The organism is Williamsia sp. (assembly GCF_036566845.1).
Classification (GTDB): domain Bacteria; phylum Actinomycetota; class Actinomycetes; order Mycobacteriales; family Mycobacteriaceae; genus Williamsia.
In genome coordinates this window covers 1-20,196 of record NZ_DATCVM010000274.1, presented here as the reverse complement: position 1 = coordinate 20,196, position 20,196 = coordinate 1, and the positions used below count along the sequence as shown (strand labels likewise).

At 64.7% G+C, this 20,196-nt stretch carries 17 protein-coding genes; 7 read left to right on the top strand and 10 right to left on the bottom strand.

Annotated elements, in window-relative coordinates:
- On the bottom strand, positions 1–274 hold a 274-nt coding region (locus VIQ49_RS27035), incomplete at its 3' end, for a sigma factor (RefSeq protein WP_331889945.1).
- 95 nt (positions 275–369) lie between these two features.
- Here VIQ49_RS27035 and VIQ49_RS27030 point away from each other — a divergent pair.
- From VIQ49_RS27030 to VIQ49_RS27020, 3 genes are all read left to right on the top strand, one after another.
- On the top strand, positions 370–831 hold the full coding sequence (locus VIQ49_RS27030) for a carboxymuconolactone decarboxylase family protein (RefSeq protein ID WP_331889943.1): 462 nt from the start codon (positions 370–372) through the stop codon (positions 829–831).
- A 24-nt stretch (positions 832–855) separates the two neighbouring features.
- The gene (gene dcd, locus VIQ49_RS27025; RefSeq protein ID WP_331889941.1) at positions 856–1,434 is read left to right on the top strand and encodes a dCTP deaminase; all 579 of its coding nucleotides are present in this window, start codon (positions 856–858) and stop codon (positions 1,432–1,434) included.
- A gap of 102 nt (positions 1,435–1,536) precedes the next feature.
- The gene (locus VIQ49_RS27020; RefSeq protein WP_331889939.1) at positions 1,537–2,913 is read left to right on the top strand and encodes a UDP-glucose/GDP-mannose dehydrogenase family protein; all 1,377 of its coding nucleotides are present in this window, start codon (positions 1,537–1,539) and stop codon (positions 2,911–2,913) included.
- 5 nt (positions 2,914–2,918) lie between these two features.
- Here VIQ49_RS27020 and VIQ49_RS27015 read toward each other — a convergent pair whose 3' ends face one another.
- Positions 2,919–3,647 (bottom strand): MerR family transcriptional regulator, encoded by a 729-nt coding sequence (locus tag VIQ49_RS27015; protein ID WP_331889937.1) that lies wholly within the window; start codon positions 3,645–3,647, stop codon positions 2,919–2,921.
- A 163-nt stretch (positions 3,648–3,810) separates the two neighbouring features.
- On the opposite strand from VIQ49_RS27015, the gene VIQ49_RS27010 reads away from it, so the two are divergent.
- Positions 3,811–5,103 (top strand): hypothetical protein, encoded by a 1,293-nt coding sequence (locus VIQ49_RS27010; RefSeq protein ID WP_331889935.1) that lies wholly within the window; start codon positions 3,811–3,813, stop codon positions 5,101–5,103.
- A gap of 9 nt (positions 5,104–5,112) precedes the next feature.
- On the opposite strand, the gene VIQ49_RS27005 is transcribed toward VIQ49_RS27010, so the two are convergent.
- Entirely contained in the window at positions 5,113–5,721 is a 609-nt protein-coding gene (locus tag VIQ49_RS27005; protein ID WP_331889933.1) for a TetR/AcrR family transcriptional regulator, read from the bottom strand.
- A 119-nt stretch (positions 5,722–5,840) separates the two neighbouring features.
- Between VIQ49_RS27005 and VIQ49_RS27000 the strand changes: the two genes are divergently transcribed.
- On the top strand, positions 5,841–7,469 hold the full coding sequence (locus tag VIQ49_RS27000) for a DHA2 family efflux MFS transporter permease subunit (protein ID WP_331889931.1): 1,629 nt from the start codon (positions 5,841–5,843) through the stop codon (positions 7,467–7,469).
- Here the strand turns inward: VIQ49_RS27000 and VIQ49_RS26995 are convergent.
- From VIQ49_RS26995 to VIQ49_RS26980, 4 genes are read right to left on the bottom strand one after another with little or no spacing between them, the layout of a single operon-like run.
- On the bottom strand, positions 7,451–8,944 hold the full coding sequence (locus tag VIQ49_RS26995; RefSeq protein ID WP_331889929.1) for an NAD(P)/FAD-dependent oxidoreductase: 1,494 nt from the start codon (positions 8,942–8,944) through the stop codon (positions 7,451–7,453). The two genes, VIQ49_RS27000 and VIQ49_RS26995, sit on opposite strands and share 19 nt — an antisense overlap.
- Positions 8,945–8,976: 32 nt before the next feature.
- A complete protein-coding gene (locus VIQ49_RS26990; protein WP_331889927.1) occupies positions 8,977–10,095 on the bottom strand; it encodes a PDR/VanB family oxidoreductase in 1,119 nt (372 codons plus the stop codon).
- Positions 10,092–10,970, bottom strand: a complete 879-nt coding sequence (locus VIQ49_RS26985; protein WP_331889925.1) for a metal-dependent hydrolase — start codon at positions 10,968–10,970, stop codon at positions 10,092–10,094. The genes VIQ49_RS26990 and VIQ49_RS26985 overlap by 4 nt, the downstream gene beginning before the upstream one ends.
- On the bottom strand, positions 10,967–12,541 hold the full coding sequence (locus VIQ49_RS26980; protein ID WP_331889923.1) for an SDR family oxidoreductase: 1,575 nt from the start codon (positions 12,539–12,541) through the stop codon (positions 10,967–10,969). The genes VIQ49_RS26985 and VIQ49_RS26980 overlap by 4 nt, the downstream gene beginning before the upstream one ends.
- 183 nt (positions 12,542–12,724) lie before the next feature.
- Between VIQ49_RS26980 and VIQ49_RS26975 the strand changes: the two genes are divergently transcribed.
- The gene (locus VIQ49_RS26975; protein WP_331889921.1) at positions 12,725–13,594 is read left to right on the top strand and encodes an endonuclease domain-containing protein; all 870 of its coding nucleotides are present in this window, start codon (positions 12,725–12,727) and stop codon (positions 13,592–13,594) included.
- 62 nt (positions 13,595–13,656) lie between these two features.
- On the opposite strand, the gene VIQ49_RS26970 is transcribed toward VIQ49_RS26975, so the two are convergent.
- On the bottom strand, positions 13,657–14,910 hold the full coding sequence (locus VIQ49_RS26970; protein WP_331889919.1) for a pyridoxal phosphate-dependent aminotransferase: 1,254 nt from the start codon (positions 14,908–14,910) through the stop codon (positions 13,657–13,659).
- Positions 14,911–15,070: 160 nt separating this feature from the next.
- Positions 15,071–18,346, bottom strand: a complete 3,276-nt coding sequence (locus VIQ49_RS26965) for a (Fe-S)-binding protein (protein ID WP_331889917.1) — start codon at positions 18,344–18,346, stop codon at positions 15,071–15,073.
- 195 nt (positions 18,347–18,541) lie between these two features.
- Between VIQ49_RS26965 and VIQ49_RS26960 the strand changes: the two genes are divergently transcribed.
- Positions 18,542–19,147 (top strand): YdcF family protein, encoded by a 606-nt coding sequence (locus tag VIQ49_RS26960; protein WP_331889915.1) that lies wholly within the window; start codon positions 18,542–18,544, stop codon positions 19,145–19,147.
- On the opposite strand, the gene VIQ49_RS26955 is transcribed toward VIQ49_RS26960, so the two are convergent.
- Positions 19,144–20,196: acyltransferase (locus VIQ49_RS26955; protein WP_331889913.1), on the bottom strand; the 1,053-nt coding region annotated here is incomplete at its 5' end. The genes VIQ49_RS26960 and VIQ49_RS26955 overlap by 4 nt on opposite strands.

Sequence of the window (20,196 nt, the reverse complement as noted above, 5' to 3'; positions counted from 1 at the left end):
CCACAATCGGATCCGGGATGTGGACGATGTCCAGGGACTCTTCGTGCCGAGTCCGTCGCGTCCGCAACATGTTCAAACACACCCGCGACGTGACCGTGGTGAACCAGCCGCCGATGTTCGCGATGTCATCGGTATCGGCGGCCGAGACCTTGAGCCACGTCTCCTGCACCGCATCCTCGGCCTCCGGCAGCGACCCCAACATCCGGTAGGCGACCGCGCGAAGGTGTCCGCGATTGGCCTCGAACTCGGTGAGCAAAAAGTCGTTTCCGTCCATCGGTCACATTTCCTTTCTCCGGGGTGTCAAAGCTATGAACCGCCCGACACCGCCGATGTGACAACACACCGCCGGCCGATCATGAGGAGCACCCCATGTCTGCACGTATGACCAACCCGGCCACCATCCTGCCGCAGGCCACCAAGGCCGTGCCGCACCTGCTCGGCGCGATCGAGCAAGGCGGCGTCCCCGCCACGCTGCGCGAGCTCGTCATGCTTCGGGCCAGCCAGATCAACGGCTGCGCAGCCTGCGTGCACGGCCACGTCGCGGCGCTGCGTAAGGAAGGCGAATCCGACGACCGCATCGACACCGTCGCCGTCTGGCGCGAATCACCCTTTTTCACCGACACCGAACGTGCCGCCCTGAACCTCACCGAAGCCGCGACCCGGCTCGCCGACTCACCCGGCACGGCAGTCCCGGATGCAATCTGGGATGAGGCCGCCGACCTCTTCGACGAGAAGGCGATGGCAGGTCTCGTCCTGGCGATCGCGACCATCAACTTCTTCAACCGGATCAACGTCACGATTCAAGAACCCGCAGGCACGACGTGGAGCTGAGCGGGCGGCAGCTAACCTCGTCGTGTGCTGCTCTCAGACCGCGACATCCGTGCCCAGATCGCTGACGGCCGGTTGGCCATCGAACCGTACGATCCGGAGCTGGTCCAGCCGTCCAGCATCGACGTCCGGCTCGATGGCCTGTTCCGGGTCTTCAACAACACCCGCTACACCCACATCGACCCCGCTCAGCGTCAGGATGAACTGACGACGCTGGTCGAACGGACCGAGGGGGAGCCGTTTGTGCTGCACCCCGGTGAGTTCGTCCTCGGGTCGACGCTGGAGGTCTGCACTCTCCCGGACGACCTCGCGGGGCGTCTCGAGGGTAAGTCATCGTTGGGTCGGCTGGGCCTGCTGACGCACTCGACTGCCGGCTTCATCGACCCGGGCTTCACCGGGCACATCACGCTGGAACTGTCGAACGTCGCCAATCTGCCGATCACGCTGTGGCCGGGCATGAAGATCGGTCAGCTGTGCGTGATCAGATTGTCGAGCCCGGCGGAAGCGCCCTACGGCAGCGCCGCGGCAGGCTCGAAGTACCAGGGGCAACGCGGCCCGACCCCGTCGAAGGCCTACCTGAACTTCCCCCAGAACCAGCGCGACTGAACCAGCCTGACCGACCCCCCGACCTGAGGGTTTCGCTCACCGTGGCCGACGCGCCACCTGGTGGTTGCCCGATGGCCAACCCCGTTCGGTACCCACAGGGGTATGAAGGTCACGGTATTTGGATGCGGCTACCTCGGCGCCACGCACGCTGCCTGTCTGGCCGAACTCGGGCACGAGGTGCTCGGGATCGATGTCGATGAGACAAAGGTAGCCGGTCTACAGAACGGCGACCTGCCGTTCTACGAACCCGGTCTGCCGGATGTGTTGCGGCGCAACCTCGCTGCCGGGCGGTTGCAGTTCACCACCGACTACGACCGGGCCGCAGCCTTCGCCGACGTGCACTTCCTGGCCGTCGGCACCCCGCAGAAGAAGGGTGAGTACGCCGCCGATCTCCGTCACGTCCACTCGGTGATCGACGAGCTGGCGCCGCGGCTGGCCGGCAAACACCTGATCATCGGCAAATCGACCGTGCCCGTGGGCACTTCGGAAGAGCTCAAGCGTCGTGCGCAGATCGCATCGGGTGATGGCGCGGAGATCGACATCGCATGGAATCCGGAGTTCCTCCGCGAAGGTCACGCCGTCGACGACACCCTGCGTCCCGACCGGATCGTCCTGGGAATCGACACCGCTGACGTGGCCGGTGCCGCCGAAGCGCAGGTTCGTGAACTCTACAGTGCGATCCTGGCAACAGGGACGCCGTTCCTGGTCACCGATCTCGCCACCGCCGAAATGGTCAAGGTCTCGGCGAATGCCTTTCTGGCAACCAAGATCTCATTCATCAACGCCATCAGTGAGGTGTGTGAGGCCAGCGGCGCGGACGTGTCGATGCTGGCCGACGCCATCGGGTTCGACGACCGCATCGGACGCAGGTTCCTCAATGCCGGGCTGGGTTTCGGCGGGGGATGCCTTCCCAAGGACATCCGTGCGTTCATGGCACGGGCCGGTGAACTGGGAGCTGATCAGGCGCTGACATTCCTGCGGGAGGTCGACTCCATCAACATGCGTCGCCGCACCGCGATGGTCGAGCTGACCACCAAGGTCTGCGGTAACACCCTGCTGGGCAAGAACATTGCCGTCCTGGGTGCCGCCTTCAAACCGGAAAGCGATGACGTCCGCGACTCTCCTGCGCTCAACGTCGCCGGACAGCTCCAGCTCAAGGGCGCAGCGGTCAGCGTCTTCGACCCGAAAGCGATGGACAACTCCCGCAAGGTCTTTCCGACGCTCACCTACGCGAGTTCGGCGCACGACGCCTGCCGGCAGGCCGACGCGGTCCTGGTGCTGACAGAGTGGACCGAGTTCGTACACATGAACCCCGAGGCCCTGCGCCCCCTGGTCCGCAGCATGAACGTGATCGACGGCCGCCGATGCCTGGATGCGAGTGCATGGCGGCGGGCCGGATGGTCGTACGCGAGCCTCGGCGGGCCCGCGCGTGACCTGCCGGCGCAGCGCCGCCCGGAACTGGCGGCGCAGCGGCCATAGCGAGATCACGTCGGGTCTTGGGCCAGGTAGTCGTCGAGTTGGCTGGCCATGTCGCGGTCCAGCGCACGGTCGAGGGCGTTGTGCGCGGAAATCGTTCCTGCCTTGCGCATTTCGCGCAGCAGTTCGACGGCCCACTCGGACTCGGAGTTGTTGGTGGGCACCCACCCGTCGCCGTGTCCCTCGGCCATGACGTTGCGTCCCGCCGAGATCAGGGTCGAGGCGACCTGAGCCATATCCGCTTCGACGCGGCCGTGGACGTCGAGGATCATCTTCAGCGAGAGTCCGAGTTTGGTGAGTCTCCCGAACGCGTGCACCGTCTCCCGGTCCAGCAGCGTGTAACCGTCGCCGTGTCGTTCGATGAGACCGAACTCGATCAGCTTCTCATGGTGAGATGGGTTGCCGGAGTTGAGCAATGCCTTGAGCCCGTCGGCCGAGATGTTCTCGGTGCGCGCGGTGGACCACGGTTCGGTGACCACCTCGCGGATACCGAGGACGTCCTCCAGGTTGGCTCCGTGCGCGATACCGTGCAGAAAGTCGCCTATGTGGCGAATGGTGAACCCGCGGTGCAGCAGATCGTTGATCACCTTCAGCCTCGACAGGTGGTTGTCGGTGTAGATCGCGATGCGGCCACGTCGTGTCGGCCGGGGGAGCAGGCCTCGATCCTGGTACCCGCGGACGTTTCGGGTGGTCGTTCCCGCGGCCCGCGCGAGGTCGTCGATCCGGTACTCGGTCATCAATCCGCTTTCGATCCCGCACTGTCATCGGCCCGGTGTTCACAGTGGTTGATGGCTGATTCTAGAGGAGGAAATCGGTCCCGAAGAGGACAGCTCGGGGTGCGTTGGGCAGAATGGCGGCGAACACGTTCGCAAAGGTGGCGGCACACGGCGGGAGGCAGTGGTGGACCACGATCCTGAACTCGCACTGGCGCCGAGCCGTGCGATCTGGCTCCAGGAGACATTGTTCGCCGACGTCCGGAAGCTGCTGACCGCCGAACTCGGCGGCATCGGACCGGCGTTTGCCCTGGTAGACCTAGATGACGGCGGCCTGCGCGGCGCGGCAGTCGACGCCGCCACCGGGCAATGTCTCATCGAACTCAACGACAACACCCTGCACTCCGCATCGTTCGATCGGGCGATGGCCGACCACCTCGTTCGCACCGGCAGGGCCAGGATGCCGGCCACCCCGGAATGGGCCCGCGAGCTGATCGGGATGATGGCCCAGGCCAGGACTCTGCTCGGCACAACCGAGGCAACATTCGTGATGGGCAAGCAGGACGTCGGCCTGCTGCGGGTCACCAGGGCCGATGTGGAAGCCGCACTCAACCCGTCCACGGTCCGGGCGATCAGCGTGGCCCGGTCGGTGGCCCTGGCCTCTCCCAGCCCCATCTGCGCTGTGGTCGTGATGTCCCACCACGTCGAATGGCCGGGCCTGACCGACGAGATGTCGAAGGCATTCGCCGGTCAGCTGCCCGTGCTGTCGATACGCGCATCGCTGACACCGGTCCGACAGGGAAAACACTCGCGCGGGTCCGACAGTTCCGAACGCCGCGGCTTCCCGTTCCCGGTCCCGGCCTACGTCCCGGAAACACGAACCGAACCGACTCCGATGCCGGTGCAGTCGGCTGCGAAGACAAGGTCGGCGACTGTGTTGGGGAAAGCAGAGTCGGGGAAAGCAGAGTCGGAGAAAGCAGAGCCGGCAACAGAGTCGCCGAAAACAACGGTCTCGGATCTGCTTCCGGACCCGTTGCCGGAGCCGTTTCCCGGACCGATCATCGAGCCGCCGCCGGTGCCCGATGTCCGGGCGGCCGACCGTCGACGAAAGCAGAACCGATTCGTGATGGCCGCCGCGGCCGCGATCGCAGCGGTGATCGTGGCGGGTGGGATCACTGCGGCTGTCGGGCCGTGGCGTGAAGACGCTGCGGGTCTGGAGTCGCAGCGGTATCTGACGGCGCCGACATCGAGCGGATCGACAGCCGCGACCTCCACGTCGGCACTCCCGGTGACGCCGACGAACCCGCCGATCAACACCAGGGCCGCACTCGCTCCGATCGTCAGCTACACAACGCCGCCACCCCCGCCGCCGACGACACGACGGACCACCCAGCGGCCACGCCAGAACCCGATCCCGAACCCTCTTCCGAACACGATCCCGAATCCGATTCCGGGGCAGCCCCCGATCGTTCTGCCCTGAGGACTGCAGTTACGGCGCGACGCCGCGGCCGATCAGGTCGAGGGTCTGCTCATAGACATGGGGCCAGTGGGAGTTGGTGCCGGGTGGTCCACCCCCGTCGAACTCGCGCGAATCGATCTCGAGGCTGACCGCGCCGTGTACGCAGGCCCAGATCTGCAGTGTCAGCACCATCGGGTCGCCGTCCCTGATGGTTCCCGCAGCCTGCCCGTGCCGAATGATCTCGGTGAGGGCGTAGAGGGCCGTCTCGCCGAGGTCGCCCTCGGGTTTGCACTGACCGGAGAACATCAGGCGGTACAGCGTGGGTGATCGCAATGCGAAGGTGCGGTAGGCCACTCCGGCGCCCCGCAGTCGGGCGGTGGTGTCGGAGTCGACCACACTGCCGATCATCGCGCGCAGTTGCACAAATCCTTCGGTGACCACCGCGGTCATCAACCCGGATTTGCCGGCGAAGTGGTTGTAGACGCCCATCGGTGCCACCCCCGCTTCCGTGGCGACCGCGCGGACCGTCAAGCCTTTTTCGCCGTGTTCGTCGAGCACACGCAATGCGGCGGCGAGCAACAGTCCGCGCACGTCGCCTGCTGGGGTGCGCGTAGCCGTTCCCGGCGATCTGGCTGCCACGACCTCGATCCTTTCATAAACCTTCTGGATTTCACTTGACACCATTGTGGCACGGCCTTCTACTTGAGTAGAACAACGTACTTCAACTGTAGAGCAACAATCTATTCGAGGAGCCTGCGATGAGTGACCGAACCCTGCAGACGCCGGTGTCATCGCCGGCAACGAACAAACGCTGGTGGGCACTGGTCGCCCTTTGCGGCGCGGTACTACTGGTGATGATCGACAACACGATCGTCAACGTGGCGCTGCCGACCATCAGTCGAGACCTATCCGCCGACAACTCGGGCCTGCAGTGGGTGGTCGACGCCTACACGCTGACCTTCGCCGGACTGCTCTTGACCGCCGGGCACTTCGCGGACCGCTTCGGCCGCCGCAGACTGTTGGTGATCGGTGTCCTCGGGTTCGCCGTGGTCTCGGTTGTCGCAGCCTCATCGCAGACGCTCGGCCAACTCATCGCGACCCGGGCTGGGCTCGGAGTGTTTGCCGCGATGGTCTTTCCGGCGACACTGTCACTGCTGATCGGCTTGTTCCCGGACCTCAAGGAACGCGCGATCGCCGTCGGGATCTGGGCCGGCACATCGGGTATCGCCGTGGCCATCGGCCCGGTCCTGGGCGGCTGGCTGCTCGAGCACTACTCGTGGTCCTCGGTGTTCTGGGTCAATCTGCCGATCGCCGCGGCCGTGTTGGTTGGTGTTGCGCTGGCCGTGCCGAGTGGCGGCAAGGCGCAACCGGGACCGTTCGACGCCATCGGCGCGATCACCTCGATCACCGGCGTTGCGCTCCTGGTGTACACCGTGATCGAAGGACCCAACCACGGTTGGACATCCACGGAGAGTATTCTCGGATTCATCGGTGCGGCAATCATTCTCACGCTCTTTGTGCTGCGTGAGTTGCGATCATCGCATCCGATACTCAATGTCCGGCTCTTCGCCAACAGGCACTTCTCGGTGGCTTCAGGTTTGATCGCAGTGGCGTTCTTCAGCCTGTTCGGATTCATCTTCCTGATCACCCAGTACTTCCAGGCTGTCAAGGGGTACGGGCCGCTCTCTGCCGGTCTGCACACACTCCCGTTCGCGGTGGTGATGGCTGTGTTCTCGCCGCTGGCAATGATTTTCGCCCGGCGCCTGGGCCCCGGTCGAGTGGCAGCGCTGGGCTCCGCGACGATGGCGGCCGGATTCGCGTTGGTCCTGGTCGCGGGCCGGGATGCCTCGTACTGGGGGCTGATCATCTGGTCGATGAGTCTGATGGCGATGGGACTCGCGCTGGTCCAGGGGCCGGCCACCAACATCATCACCAACTCGTTGTCGGCGGACCAGACCGGAGCGGGCTCGGCGGTCAACGACGTGACCCGTGAGATCGGTGGAACCCTGGGCGTGGCCGTCCTCGGCTCCATCCTCACCTCGGTCTACACCGCCCAGATCGGAAGCGACCTCGACAACGTCGGACTGCCGCCGGAAGCCGTTGACACCGCCAAGAACTCGGTCATGGCCGGGGTGGAGATGGCAACAGGCATCGGCGGGGACTCGGGTCAGCAGGTTCTCGTGACCATTCAGGACGCGTTTGTCGACGGACTGCACATCTCCGTGATCGCGGCGATCGCGGCCGCCGGACTGGCAGCGCCGATCGCCTGGTTCACGTTGCGAGGCCAGACACTCGGAAACGCCGTCCTGTCGGAAGATGCAGTGCCGGAAGATGGTGCGGCCGAGGATGTCACGCTCGAGCCGGAACGTCAGGCCGAGTACTCGTAGCCCTCTTTGAGTGCCTTACGGAGTGAACGTGCCGACTCGATCCGACTGGTCGGCCGAAGGTAGGGCGAATCGCCCTGGGCGTTGATGTAATACGTATTCGACCCGGCGCAGCGCGGACTTGCAAAGACCGTGCTGCGCACCTTTCTGCGCATCTTCTGCACGAACTCGGTGGTCTGCTCGTCAGTGGCGCTGACGCGAAGCGAACCGGAGTGGACGGCCTTGGCGACCACCTCCACGGCGTGGGTGACACACAACTCGATGGTGTCGAACCAGGAGAAGCCGATGACGCCGTAGGGACCCGGAGCCAAGAACAGGTTGGGAAAACCGGGAACCGTGATGCCCTCGTAGGCGTGCATTCGTTCCGAATCCCACGTCTGCCCCAGATCCTGGCCGCCGACGCCGCTGATCCGGTAGGGGAGGTCGAAGATCTTGAACCCGGTCGCCAGGATCAACGTGTCGATGTCGAGGTTGCGGCCGTCGTCGAATTCGATTCCGGTGCTGGTGATCTGGGAGATGGATGCGGTTTCCAGATCGACGTTGTCGCGGTTGAAGGTGGGGAAGTAGTCGTTGGAGAACGATGGACGCTTGCAGGCGTAGCCGTAGTGCGGTGTGAGCTGCTCGCGGATGCGCTTGTCCTTGATCTGACTACGCAGGTGTCGCTGACACAGCTTCTCCATCCCGCGGGTGATGGCCGGCAGTTGCTTGTTGTAGACCACCCCGACCGTCTCCGCGATCTCGAACGTCGAGTCGATCAGAAACCGGGGCAGCAGTTGAAGTCTGGGGATCAAGCGATAGATGTTGCGCAGGAAGCCGGGGATGGGCGCGTTGGGCTTGGGCAGTACCCAGATCGCCGTGCGCTGCAGCACGGTCAGGTGCTCGACCGCAGGGGCGATGGTCGGGATGATCTGGATGCCGGTGGCGCCGGTGCCGATGACCGCGACCTTCTTGCCGGTCAGGTCGTAGTCGTGATCCCACGATGCCGACCGCAGCACCTTGCCCGAGAAGCTGTTCAGCCCGGGCAGGTCGGGGGTGGCCGGCGTCGACAGCGCGCCGTGGCAGGAGATGAGGAATCGTGCGGTCACCGTGTCGCCGGCCGCGGTGGTGATGGTCCACATATCGGTGGAGTCATCGAAATCGGCTGCGGTGACCGGGGTTCCGAAACGAATGTGCTCGCGGATGCCGTATCGCTCGGCGATGTCGCGGGCGTATTGCAGGAGTTCGGCCCCGGGGGCGAACACCTGCGACCACTCGGGATTGAGCGCGAACTTGTACGAGTACGTGACCGAGGGGATGTCGACCTCGACACCGGGATACTGGTTGGCGAGCCAGGTGCCACCGACATCGTCGTTGCGGTCGAAGATGACGTAGTCGTCGATACCGCGTTCCTGCAACTTGATTCCGGCGGCGAGGCCGCCGAACCCGGCGCCGACAATGGCGACGGTGTGGTCGGGTTGCGAGATGTCGGGTGTTGCCATGGGATGTCTCCTGGGCTGAGGTGGTGGGAAGTCTAGAGGTCGAGGCGAAGGTGATCGCCTGCGGCGCGGGATACGCAGGTGAGCATCACGCCGGCATCGCGCTCGGGTGCGGTGAGGATGTTGTCGCGGTGATCCACGGTGCCGTCCTGGACCCTGACCTTGCACGTCCCGCAGAATCCCTGTTGGCAGGAGTAGGGGACCGACGGTAGCTCGCGTCGTATTGCTGCGAGTGCGGATTCCGTCGCGCTGACCGGGATCTGTTGCCCGGTCGACGCGAGGGTGACGGTGAACGGCCGTCCGTTCTCCACCGGTGGTGGACTGAATCGCTCGAAGTGGAGTTCGACGTCGTCGCGGCCGAGCAGCTCGGTGCGGATCGCATCCAGCATCGGCGGTGGACCACAGCAGTACACCGCGGTCCCGGCATCCATCGGACCGAGCAGGTCTGCGGCGCTGGGCAACCCGTGGCGGTCGTCCGTGCGGATGGTCACCTTGTCGTCGTAGTCGGTGAGTTCCTCGAGAAACGGCAGGGTTCCGGTGTCGCGGCCGGTGTAGACCATCGACCAGTCCAGTCCGAGGCGGTGGGCGGCACTGAGCATCGGCAGGATCGGGGTGATGCCGATACCGCCGGCGATGAACCGCAGCTTCTTCGCCGGAGATCCGTGGCCGGGAGCGGCCAGGGGAAATGCGTTGCGCGGACCTTTGATCCGGACAATACTGCCGACGGCGAGGGTGTCGTGCACCTCGATCGACCCACCGCCACCGTCAGGGATCCGGCGGACCGCGATGCGGTAGCGGTGGCGATCGGCCGGGTCGCCACAGAGGGAGTACTCCCGCATCCGCCCCGACGGGAGCAACAGGTCCAGATGTGCCCCGGCGTACCAGGGCGTGAGCTCACCACCATCGGGAGCGGCCATGGTCAGCGCGACGACATTGTTGTCGTGTGCCACCACCTCTCGCCCGACCACCCGCAGAGTGGTGATCGGATCGGCGGGATCAGGAATCCTCACCTGGGTGAACGTGCCCCACAACGGAAACCAGACCTTGCCGATGGCGCTCGCGATCCGCATCGCGGGGTCGCGCCGATACCGCCCCCGCAGATGTGGAGGTGCGGAGGTCATGTGGGTGGCGTGCTCGAGGTGGCGTTGATTCACTTGTGCGCGGCCCTTGCTGCCGGCGATGACGCGAGGTAGGCGAGCGCCTGCGAGGTGGATCCGACCTGCGACGGCCGGAACGAGGGTTTGAAATAGGTGAAGGTGGCGAAGATGATCGACCGCACCGTGGGCAGCAGTCCCCGGTGGGCTCCGCGGAAATATCCGAGCAGCAACCGCGTGTAGCCGATCTTGCCGTTCGGGTCATTGAGGGCAAGGAATCTGGTGCCCCGGTTGATCATGAACAGCAGAGCCGGTAGGACCGCGAGCATCGCACGTCCGCGTTTGAGGTAACTGTCACCGAAGTAGGTGGCCACGTCGTGCGCGACCTCGCGGTGCTCGACCTCCTCGGCACCATGCCACCGAAACAGGTCTGCCATGACCGGGTCGGCGTTGAACTCGGTCCAGGTGTTATTGAGTGCGAAGTCGCCCAGGATGGCGGTGTAGTGCTCGATGGCGGCGATCAGCCAGAGGCGCTCGACCAGATGTTTGTGCCGCACATCGGCATTCGGATCCTGCGACGGCCCGAGGACTTTGCGGAACACCCACTCCATCTGCTTCTGGAACGGGGTGGGGTCGAGTCCGCGTGATTCCAGGAACTCCCACAGCACCTGGTCGTGGGTTTCGGCGTGCATCGCCTCCTGGCCGATGAATCCTCGCATGGCCACGACGAGTTCCTCGTCCTTCACCAGCGGCAGCGCCTCGTTGTACGTCTGGACGAACCATCGCTCGCCCTCGGGCAACAACAGGTTCAGCATGCTCACCACGTTGGACGGGACCGGATTGTCCGGAATCCAGTGCAGCGGTGTGTCCTTCCAGTCGAACTCCACGTTGCGCGCGTGGAGTTCGACTGGGCCCGGATCGAAGCTGTACATCATACCCTCCCGAAACGGCCTCGCCCCGACCATTTTTCGAGCCATTTCGGGGTGTAGCCGCTGCGCCGTTGCAGGTCGTCCATCACGTCCTGCAGCTGTTCTTGGATCTGATCTGTGACACTGCTCGCGTCGGGGACGTCGGAGCAGATCGCCGAGACGCCGATGTGGTGTTCGGCGAGTTCGGAGCGGAGCGTCTCGGTGAACATCAGAACTCCGGCTTTGCCGGTCGACGAGATGTTCACGATGTGTCCGCCGACGCCGCGCTCGACCATCCGCTGCCCGAACAGACGGCTTCCGGCGATGATCGCGAGCAGACTGTTGTCGGTCGGCTGCCCAACGTCGGGATTGTTGACCACCAGGTCGGCGACGCCGTGCCGCCGGGTGACGTCGTCGGCGAACGCCGCGAACGCACCGCTGTCGGTGACGTCGAGTTGGTAGGCGTGCGCCGTTGCCCCGGTGGCCACGATGGCTGCAGCGGTCCGCTCGGCGGATACCAGGTCAACGTCGGTGACAATCACCTCGGCGCCGCTATCGGCCAGGAGAGAGGCTGCACGACAACCGATTCCGCTGCCGGCGCCGGTGACAACGGCGAGCTTGCCGGACAGCAGGCGGTGGCGGCCGTCCTGGCGCGCCCGATCGATGACGGGTGATGATCCGGTTCCCCGGATCGTCTCGATGAATTGGATCGCCATGTCGGCCAGGTAATCGGGGTTCGTGTACGGCAACCAGTGCCCGGTGGGTGTGTCGTTGCGCCACAGCCGATCCACGTAGCGATGGCTGTTGACGTAGATCGCCTTGCGCAGCGCCAGATCTCGGGTGTTGACGATCTCGAAGACCGGTACCTTTGTGCTGCGTGGGTTGGGCTTGCGCAGTCGTTCCCGAATGTTGGCCCGGTAGTACCGCAAACCGGAGATCGTATCGGCCCGAAAAGTCGGTGCCAGAGCCAGATTGGCGGGGTCGGTGCCCTCGAACTTGGTAAGGAATTTCTGCCAGCCCCGCGGGCTCACCGCGGTGCTCAGCAGGATCTTCGGGATCACCGGAAGCTGGAAGACGACGGTGTACGCGGACGATAGGCCCTGAGAAAGTGCTTGCGCCAACGACTTCGGCGTCGGGCGTCGCAACCTCTCCCGGGTCCACACACTCAGATGGTCCATGTTCGGTCCCGACACCGACATGAAGGACGCGATCCGGCGCTCGGCGCCCACCTCGCTGACGGCCTCCCAGGTCTGCACCGAACCCCAGTCGTGGGCGACCACGTGAACCGGTAGGTCCGGACTGACGGTATCGATCACCGCGTACAGGTCGGCTGCCAGTTCTGGCAGGCGATAGGCGGCATCCCCATCCGGTCGGTCGGTCTCGCCGTAACCGCGCGTGTCATAGGCGACTACGTGGTAACGCAACGCCAACTCGGTGGCCACCGGAGTCCACAGGTGGTGGGTGTCGGGCCATCCGTGCACCAGCACCACGGTCGGCCGATCCGCTGTCCGGTGACCGATCTCGTACACGGCCAGCTTGGTCCCGGCGCGAACGATCGTTCGTCGTCGCCAGTCGACCCTCTCATCAATAGCGGTCATCAACTCCCCTTTGAGCTCGCTCGATGTATTACACGTTACCATCAGTCACATATAAAACAACCGGCCGTGGGGGCCGGCACATATCGAAGCTGAAGTTTGAAGAGTCCTTATCGACCGATGCCTTCACAACTGCAGATTCGAACTGTGGGGGAGCCGACGGGGCCGACCTCGCGTCACATTGTGATGAGAACGCTGGATGCACCATTCCTGGGTCGGGTGGCGGTCCGGCGTGGCGTTCTGACCACCCACGAGCTGCGCAAGAACTTCGTTCCCGTATACCGCGGCGTCTACGTGCGGCGGGGTACCCAACTCAGCTTGCGTCTGCGGATCGAAGCTGCGTTGATCTGGTCCAGGGATCCGGCGACCGTGGCTGGGCTGGCGGCGTCGGCCCTACATGGCAGCAAGTGGGTGGACGAGGACATCCCTGTCGAGCTCAATCGCCACGGACAGCGCGCTGTCTCGGGAATCGTTGTTCGTGCGGAACGGCTGCTCGGTGACGAGGTTTGTCACGTGCGTGGGCTGCGGGTGACGACGCCGGCGAGAACGGCATTCGATCTGGGCCGGTGGCTGGACTTCGATCGGGCGGTCGAGGCCGTGGACGCATTGATGAATGCCTCAGGTGTCAAGTCTGCCGACGTGGAGAGATTGGTGCACGCGCACCGCGGTGTTCGCGGACTGGGACAATTGCGAGAGGTGTTGTCACTGGTCGATGGCGGTGCCGAGTCGCCTCCGGAGACCCGAACGAGGTTGCTGCTCATCAGATCGGGGCTACCGGTGCCCGAGACGCAGATCAAGATCGTTGACACTTACGGCCACGCACACATCCGTCTCGACCTGGGGTGGCGCAGGTGGAAGGTCGCGGTCGAATATGACGGCGAACATCATTGGGCGACACCTCGACAGCGATCACGGGACATCGACAGGCTTGCGGAGCTGGAGGCCATGGGCTGGCGGGTGGTGCGAGTCAGTGCGGAGTTACTCGCGCAGCGCCCGCACATTGTGGTCGCCAGAGTACGACAGGCCATCGAAGCTGCGTCGAATCTGCAGGTGTGAAGGCATCAGCCGAGAACAGTTCTTCACAACTGCAGATTCGAATGCGGCCAGGATTGGATCAGCTACTGCTTGTAGCTGGCCAGGAAGTTGCCGAGGCGGTCGATGGCGTCGGAGAGGTCGCGGGCCCAGGGGAGGGTGACAACCCGGAAGTGGTCGGGGCTGGGCCAGTTGAAGCCCGTTCCCTGGACCACCAGGATCTTCTCGCGCAAGAGCAGATCGGTGACGAACTTCTCGTCGTCGTGGATCTCGTGCACCTCGGGATCGATCTTCGGGAACGCGTACAGCGCGCCCATCGGCTTCACGCAGCTGACGCCGGGGATCTCATTGAGCTTCTCCCAGGTGACGTTTCGCTGTTCCAGCAGACGGCCGCCGGGCAGGACGAGGGCATCGATGCTCTGGTACCCGCCGAGTGCCACCTGAATGGCGTGCTGGCCGGGCACATTTGCGCACAGACGCGTCGATGCGAGCATCTTCATGCCGTCGACGAACCCCTTGGCGTGGTCCTTGGGGCCGGTGATGGCCACCCATCCGGCCCGGTAACCGCACACCCGGTAGGCCTTCGACAGGCCATTGAAGGTCAGGCACAACAGGTCCGGCGCGAGCGAGGCGATGTTGATGTGCTTGGCCTCGTCGTAAAGGATCTTGTCGTAGATCTCGTCGGCGAGGATCAGCAGCGAATGCTTGCGCGCCAGCTCGACGATCTGGGTGAGGACCTCGCGCGAATACACCGCGCCGGTGGGGTTGTTCGGGTTGATCACCAACAGCGCCTTGGTGCGCGGGGTGATCTTGGCCTCGATGTCCTCGATATCGGGGTTCCAGCCGTTGCTCTCGTCGCACGCGTAGTGGACGGCCTTACCGCCGGACAGCGCCGTCATGGCGGTCCACAGCGGATAGTCCGGCGACGGGATCAGCACCTCGTCGCCGTCGTCGAGGAGAGCCTGCATGGTCATCGTGATCAGCTCGGAGACGCCGTTCCCCAGGATCACGTCGTCGACGTCGAAGTACGGGAAGTCGGGCAGGAGCTCATACCGGGTCACGACGGCACGGCGGGCCGACAGGACGCCCAGGGACTCGCTGTAGCCCTGCGAATAGGGGAGAGCATGGATCATGTCGCGCATGATCACGTCCGGGGCCTCGAAGCCGAACTGGGCGGGATTGCCGATGTTCAATTTGAGGATCCGATGGCCGTCGGCCTCCAGGCGGGCGGCGTGGGCCGTCACTGGTCCACGGATCTCATAGGCGACGTTGCGTAGCTTCGCCGATTGCTCGAGGGGTTTCAGATCGCGGTAAACATGCGAAACGTGGGGTCTGCTCACGCCCCTAATGGTGCCAGTAAAGCGCAAGTGGGTTTCACTCATACCGATCTCGAGTACCAACACGAGCGCAGAAACGGCCGCGGCCGCCGGCTCGGCGTTGTATCGCCAAGACCGGCGGCCACGACCGCGATCAGTGTGATTCGTTGTTGTTGCGCCCCGGTCAGCTCCTACCGGGCCGCTTCTTGCCTGCCGCGATGCCGAAGCCCTTGGCCTTGGTCGGACCGGATTCGCTGAGCGTTCGCGCCTCACCGTTTGTCGACGGGGTATCCGCCGGCTCCGCTTCCTGAGGTGCCTCAGCGTGAGGGGTCTCGGGCTCGGTCTGCTCCGGCTCGGCTGCCTCGGTCGGCGCGGCCTCTGTTTCAGGCTCAGGCTCGGCCGGTGCTGCTGCGGCAGGCTTCGCTCCGGGACGTTTTGCGCCCGGACGCTTGGCCCTGCCGCCGATGGCCAGACCCTTCACCGGAACCGACGGCTCTTTCGGGGTTTCCGGCTCGGCCGGGGCCTCGGTGACGGTTTCGGGGGCAACCTCTTCCGGTGCAACGTCTTCCGGTGCCGCTTCGACCGGTGCTGCCGCTGCTGGCTTTGCCGTGCCCGGCTTCTTGGCCGCGCCGCCGGGTCGTGGTGCTCCCGGACGCTTGGCACCCCCGCCGATGGCCAGACCCTTCACTGGTGCGGCTGCCGGCTTCGCCTCTTCCGGTGCCGCCTCGGCTGCCGGTGCCGATTGCTCGGCCGGTTCTGCCGCCGCGGGCTTTGCCGTGCCCGGCTTCTTGGCCGCGCCGCCGGGTCGTGGTGCTCCCGGACGCTTGGCGCCGCCGCCGATGGCCAGACCCTTGGCTGCGGGTGCTGCGGTCTCGGCTGCCGGTGCTGCTTCGGCGGGCGCTGCCGCTGCTGCTGCAGGCTTTGCGGACCCCGGCTTCGGTGCGCCGCCGCCTGGTTTCTTGGCCCCGCCGCCGATACCGAGTCCGCCGGGCTTCTTGGCTGCGCCACCGGGCTTCGGTGCTCCGCCACCCGGTTTCGGTGCTCCGCCACCGGGCTTCTTGGCTCCGCCGCCGATACCCAGACCGCCGCCGACCTTGGGCTTCTCGGTGGTGGTCGCGGTGGCGGTGGCCGCTGCAGCAGGCGCTGCGGCCTTGGCCGGTTCCGGTGCCTTCTTCTCTCCCGGCTCGATTGTCGGAGCCGACAGACCCAGCGAGGCGGCACCGAGGAAGCGTCCACCGCGCTTGATCTCGGGAGCGCCGCGCTTGACGGACTCCAGGATCAGCTGGGCGACGTCGACAACCTCTACCTTGCCCTCGTTCTCGGTGCCTGCGGTCTGCGCGGTGACACCGTCGGTCAACATCACCTTGCAGAACGGGCAACCGGTGGCAACCTTTTTGGGGTTGGTGCTCAGTGCTTCGTCGACCCGATCGATGTTGATGCGCTTGCCGATGCTCTCTTCCATCCACATGCGAGCGCCACCGGCGCCACAGCACATCGAGCGCTCGCCGTGTCGCGGCATCTCGGCGAGCTTCGCGCCCGAGGCGGCCATCAGCTCACGGGGAGCGTCGTAGACCTTGTTGTGGCGACCGAGGAAGCACGGGTCGTGGTAGGTGATGTCCTCGTTGACCTCGGCCACCGGGATCAGGCGCTTGTCGCGAACCAGCCGATTCAGCAACTGCGTGTGGTGCACCACCTCGTACTTGCCGCCGACCTGCGGGTACTCGTTGCCCAGCGCGTTGAAACAGTGCGCACAGGTGACGACGATCTTCTTCTTCTGCTGCGGAGCAGTGGCGAAGAGTTCGCCGAGCATCTCGATGTTCTGCTGAGCCAGCATCTGGAACAGGAACTCGTTGCCCGCGCGTCGGGCGGAGTCACCGGTGCAGGTCTCGCCTTCGCCGAGGACCAGGAAGTCGACGGCGGCGATGTCGAGGAGTTCGGCAACGGCCTTGGTCGTCTTCTTGGCGCGGTCCTCATAGGCACCGGCGCAGCCGACCCAGAAGAGGTACTCGAAGCCTTCGAAGCTCTCGACGTCCTGGCCGAAGACCGGGATCTCGATGTCCATCTCGTCGATCCACTTGGTGCGGTCCTTGGAGTTCTGGCCCCAGGGGTTGCCCTTGTTCTCGAGGTTCTTGAACAGTCCGGCGAGCTCGGACGGGAAATCCGATTCGATCAGGACCTGGTAGCGACGCATGTCGATGATGTGGTCGACGTGCTCGATGTCGACGGGGCACTGCTCCACGCAGGCGCCACACGAGGTGCAACTCCACAGGGTCTCGGTGTCGATGACGGCGCCGGTCGTGCCTTCGCTCTCGCCGACGAGCTTGCGCTCGGCCTCGAGGCGGGCGGCTTCGGGGATCGCGTCGAGCTTGTCCTGCTGGATGTTGCCGTCGGCGTCGACCAGGCCCACCTCGTCGCCGCCGAGGTCTTTCTTTCCGCCGGCGAGCAGATACGGGGCCTTGGCGTATCCGTGGTCACGCAGCGACATGATGAGCAGCTTGGGCGAGAGCGGCTTTCCGGTGTTCCACGCCGGGCACTGGCTCTGGCAGCGACCACACTCGGTACACGTGGTGAAGTCGAGCCAGCCCTTCCAGGAGAAGTCTTCGATCTTGCCCGCACCGAATGCGTCGACGTCCGGGTCGGCGGTCTCCATGTCGAGGACCTTGCCGCCCGACATCATCGGCTTGGCCGCACCGAGGGCGACGCCGCCGTCGTCCTCGCGTTTGAAGTAGATGTTGAAGAACGCGGCGAACCGGTGCCAGGCCACACCCCAGGTGATGTTGCGGCCGACGACGGCGAGCCAGATCATGGCCGAGAGCAGCTTGACCACGGCCACCGCCGAGACCGTCCATTCGGGGATGCCTTCGAACGGCATCGCGATGTAGTGCGTGGCGAACGAGGTCCACACCGGCTGGTGATCGAGTCCGGACGCGATCTTTGCAACCTTGACCCCGAGCATGCCCAGACCCTCGATGATGACGACGGCTTCGACGAAGTAAGCCGCTCCCATCCGTGACCCCGAGAACCGGGAGAGACGTTCGGGAACACGTGGGTGGTTGAGCTGTCGGATGATCAGCAGGGTGACGCCGCCGATGACCGTTCCGAGGCCGAGCACTTCTTCGGCGAAGGAGTAGACGGGCCAGGAGCCGATGACCGGCCAATGAAAGTCAGGGTCGAATGCTTGTCCGTAGGCCTCGAACACGAAGAGGAAACCCAGGAGGAAGCCGACCATGACCAGCCAGTGCGCCCACCCGACCGTCCGGAACTTCACCATCTTGGTGTGAAGTGCGAACTCCTTCACCATCTGCGTCATTCGTGGCAGCACTGGGAAGATACGGGAGATGTCTCGCTGGCCGATCGAGATCACGCGCACCATTTTGGTGACGCCCCCGAAGAAGATCGCCCAGCAGACGAGGCTGATGATCGTTGTAATCGTGCCGATGATTATCGTCGCGGTACTCACGGCGTCACGGCCTTTCTGTCAGGGAACTTCACGGCCATTGCTACGGCTATTTCGCGCAGTGCCTGAGTGTTCACACCGGATGGCAGTACAGAGCGCAGAGCGCACACAGTGTTCTCCACTAGGTACGTTAAGGCTTGTCTGTGCAGCACTATTGCGCAGGTTGACCTAAGTTACTAATCGGTAAGGTCCATTGTGATGTCCGCCATAAACCGCGTCAGGCTTGTTGCTTTGGTCGGCGCGGTGGTGGTCAGTGTCCAAGGTGTGGTCGCGCTGGCCGCGACCTGGATTTATGTATCGGAGTTCGACCGCGAGTTCCCTGTTCAGGATGCCCCATCGGCCTCGGTGGTGTTGGTGCTGGGGTCGCGGGTCGACGAGAACGGACCCGGCTCATATGTCCGGGGCCGCCTCGACACCGCGCTTGAGCTGTATCAAACGCGGCGTGTCGAGCGAATCCTGAACTCCGGCAATGGACAACCCGTGGCCGGGAACGAGCCGGCCGTGATGAGGGCATACCTCGAGGAGCGGGGAGTGCCGGCAACTGCGATCATCGACGACCCGGAAGGCTACGACACCGCCGCCAGTTGCCTGCGGACCCGCGAGGTTTTCGGCTTCGACGACGTACTGATCGTCACACAGGACTTTCACCTGGGTCGCGCGATCGCGTTGTGCCGTGATGCCGGCGTCGACGCTCGCGGGGTCTACGCGGACTGCGCCTGCGCGACCTGGACGGTGGTGCGAAATCACATCCGCGAGACGTACCTGGCCGGGCCTCGTGCCCTGCTGACCGCCGTGACGAACTAGACGGACTGCTTGCGCTTCTCTGTCTGCTGCAGCTTCGGCAGGGGAAGGCGCGGACGTCCCGTGAGATATGCCGAGCCGGGGAGCCGCCGCAGGATCTCGACCAGCAGCAGTGAACCGGTGATCACGCCGATGTACATCAGGATCGGAGCCCACGGTGAGCCCAGCGTGTTGATCCACGGCTCACCGTTCTTCTGCGGATGCAGGATGAGGAAGATGAAGATCGCATGGCACAGGAACACACTGAACGACCGGTTGGACGCGTACTTGACCACGCGATCGAAGCGCGGCGTCTGCTGCCGGTACGTGTCGGCCCAGTGCTGGCCCACGGCGTAGAGGCAGACGATGGCGGTCACCAGGAAGATCAGCAGCGTCGGCTGGAATGCGGCGCTGGCGTAGATGGGGATCTGATCGAGCCCCCACACCCGGCGCCAGAACGTCGCCAGTGCAAACACCGCGGTGAGCATCAGCGCCGCGAACAGCCACCACCCCTTGCCCCGCAACCAGAGCCGGACCTTCTCGCGATGGACGGCGGCAACCGAGCCCAGCACGATGAAGAACTGATAGGGGACGAAGGTCGCGTAGTAGTGCCACCAGACGCCCCACCAGCTCTCCGGTGGCGTCCAATAGGTGATGATCGACGTGATCGCGACCTGGAACGCAAAGCTGCCCGCGAGCAACGCCACGTGGTGGTTCCGGGTGGCCCGGACCAGCCACAGGACCAGCGGGAACAGCAGATACACCTGAAGCATCACGAACAGGAAGTACATGTGGAAGCCCGACAGGCCCCACTTCAGCAGATCCCAGAACTCGTCCAGGCTCCCGGGCACGTCGCTGAGACGTCCGTGGTCCCACATGTCCTCGACCACCCAATAGATGAACGACCAGATCAGATACGGGATGATCACCAGCTTGATCCGGCGGCGCCAGAAATGGACCGTCCGGAAATCGGCCCGGTCGAAGTTCTGGTACATCAGCACGAAGCCGGTCAGCGCGAAGAACATGTTGCGGGTGAAGTGCAGGAGCAGTGTGGTCGAGTTCACCGGCACGCT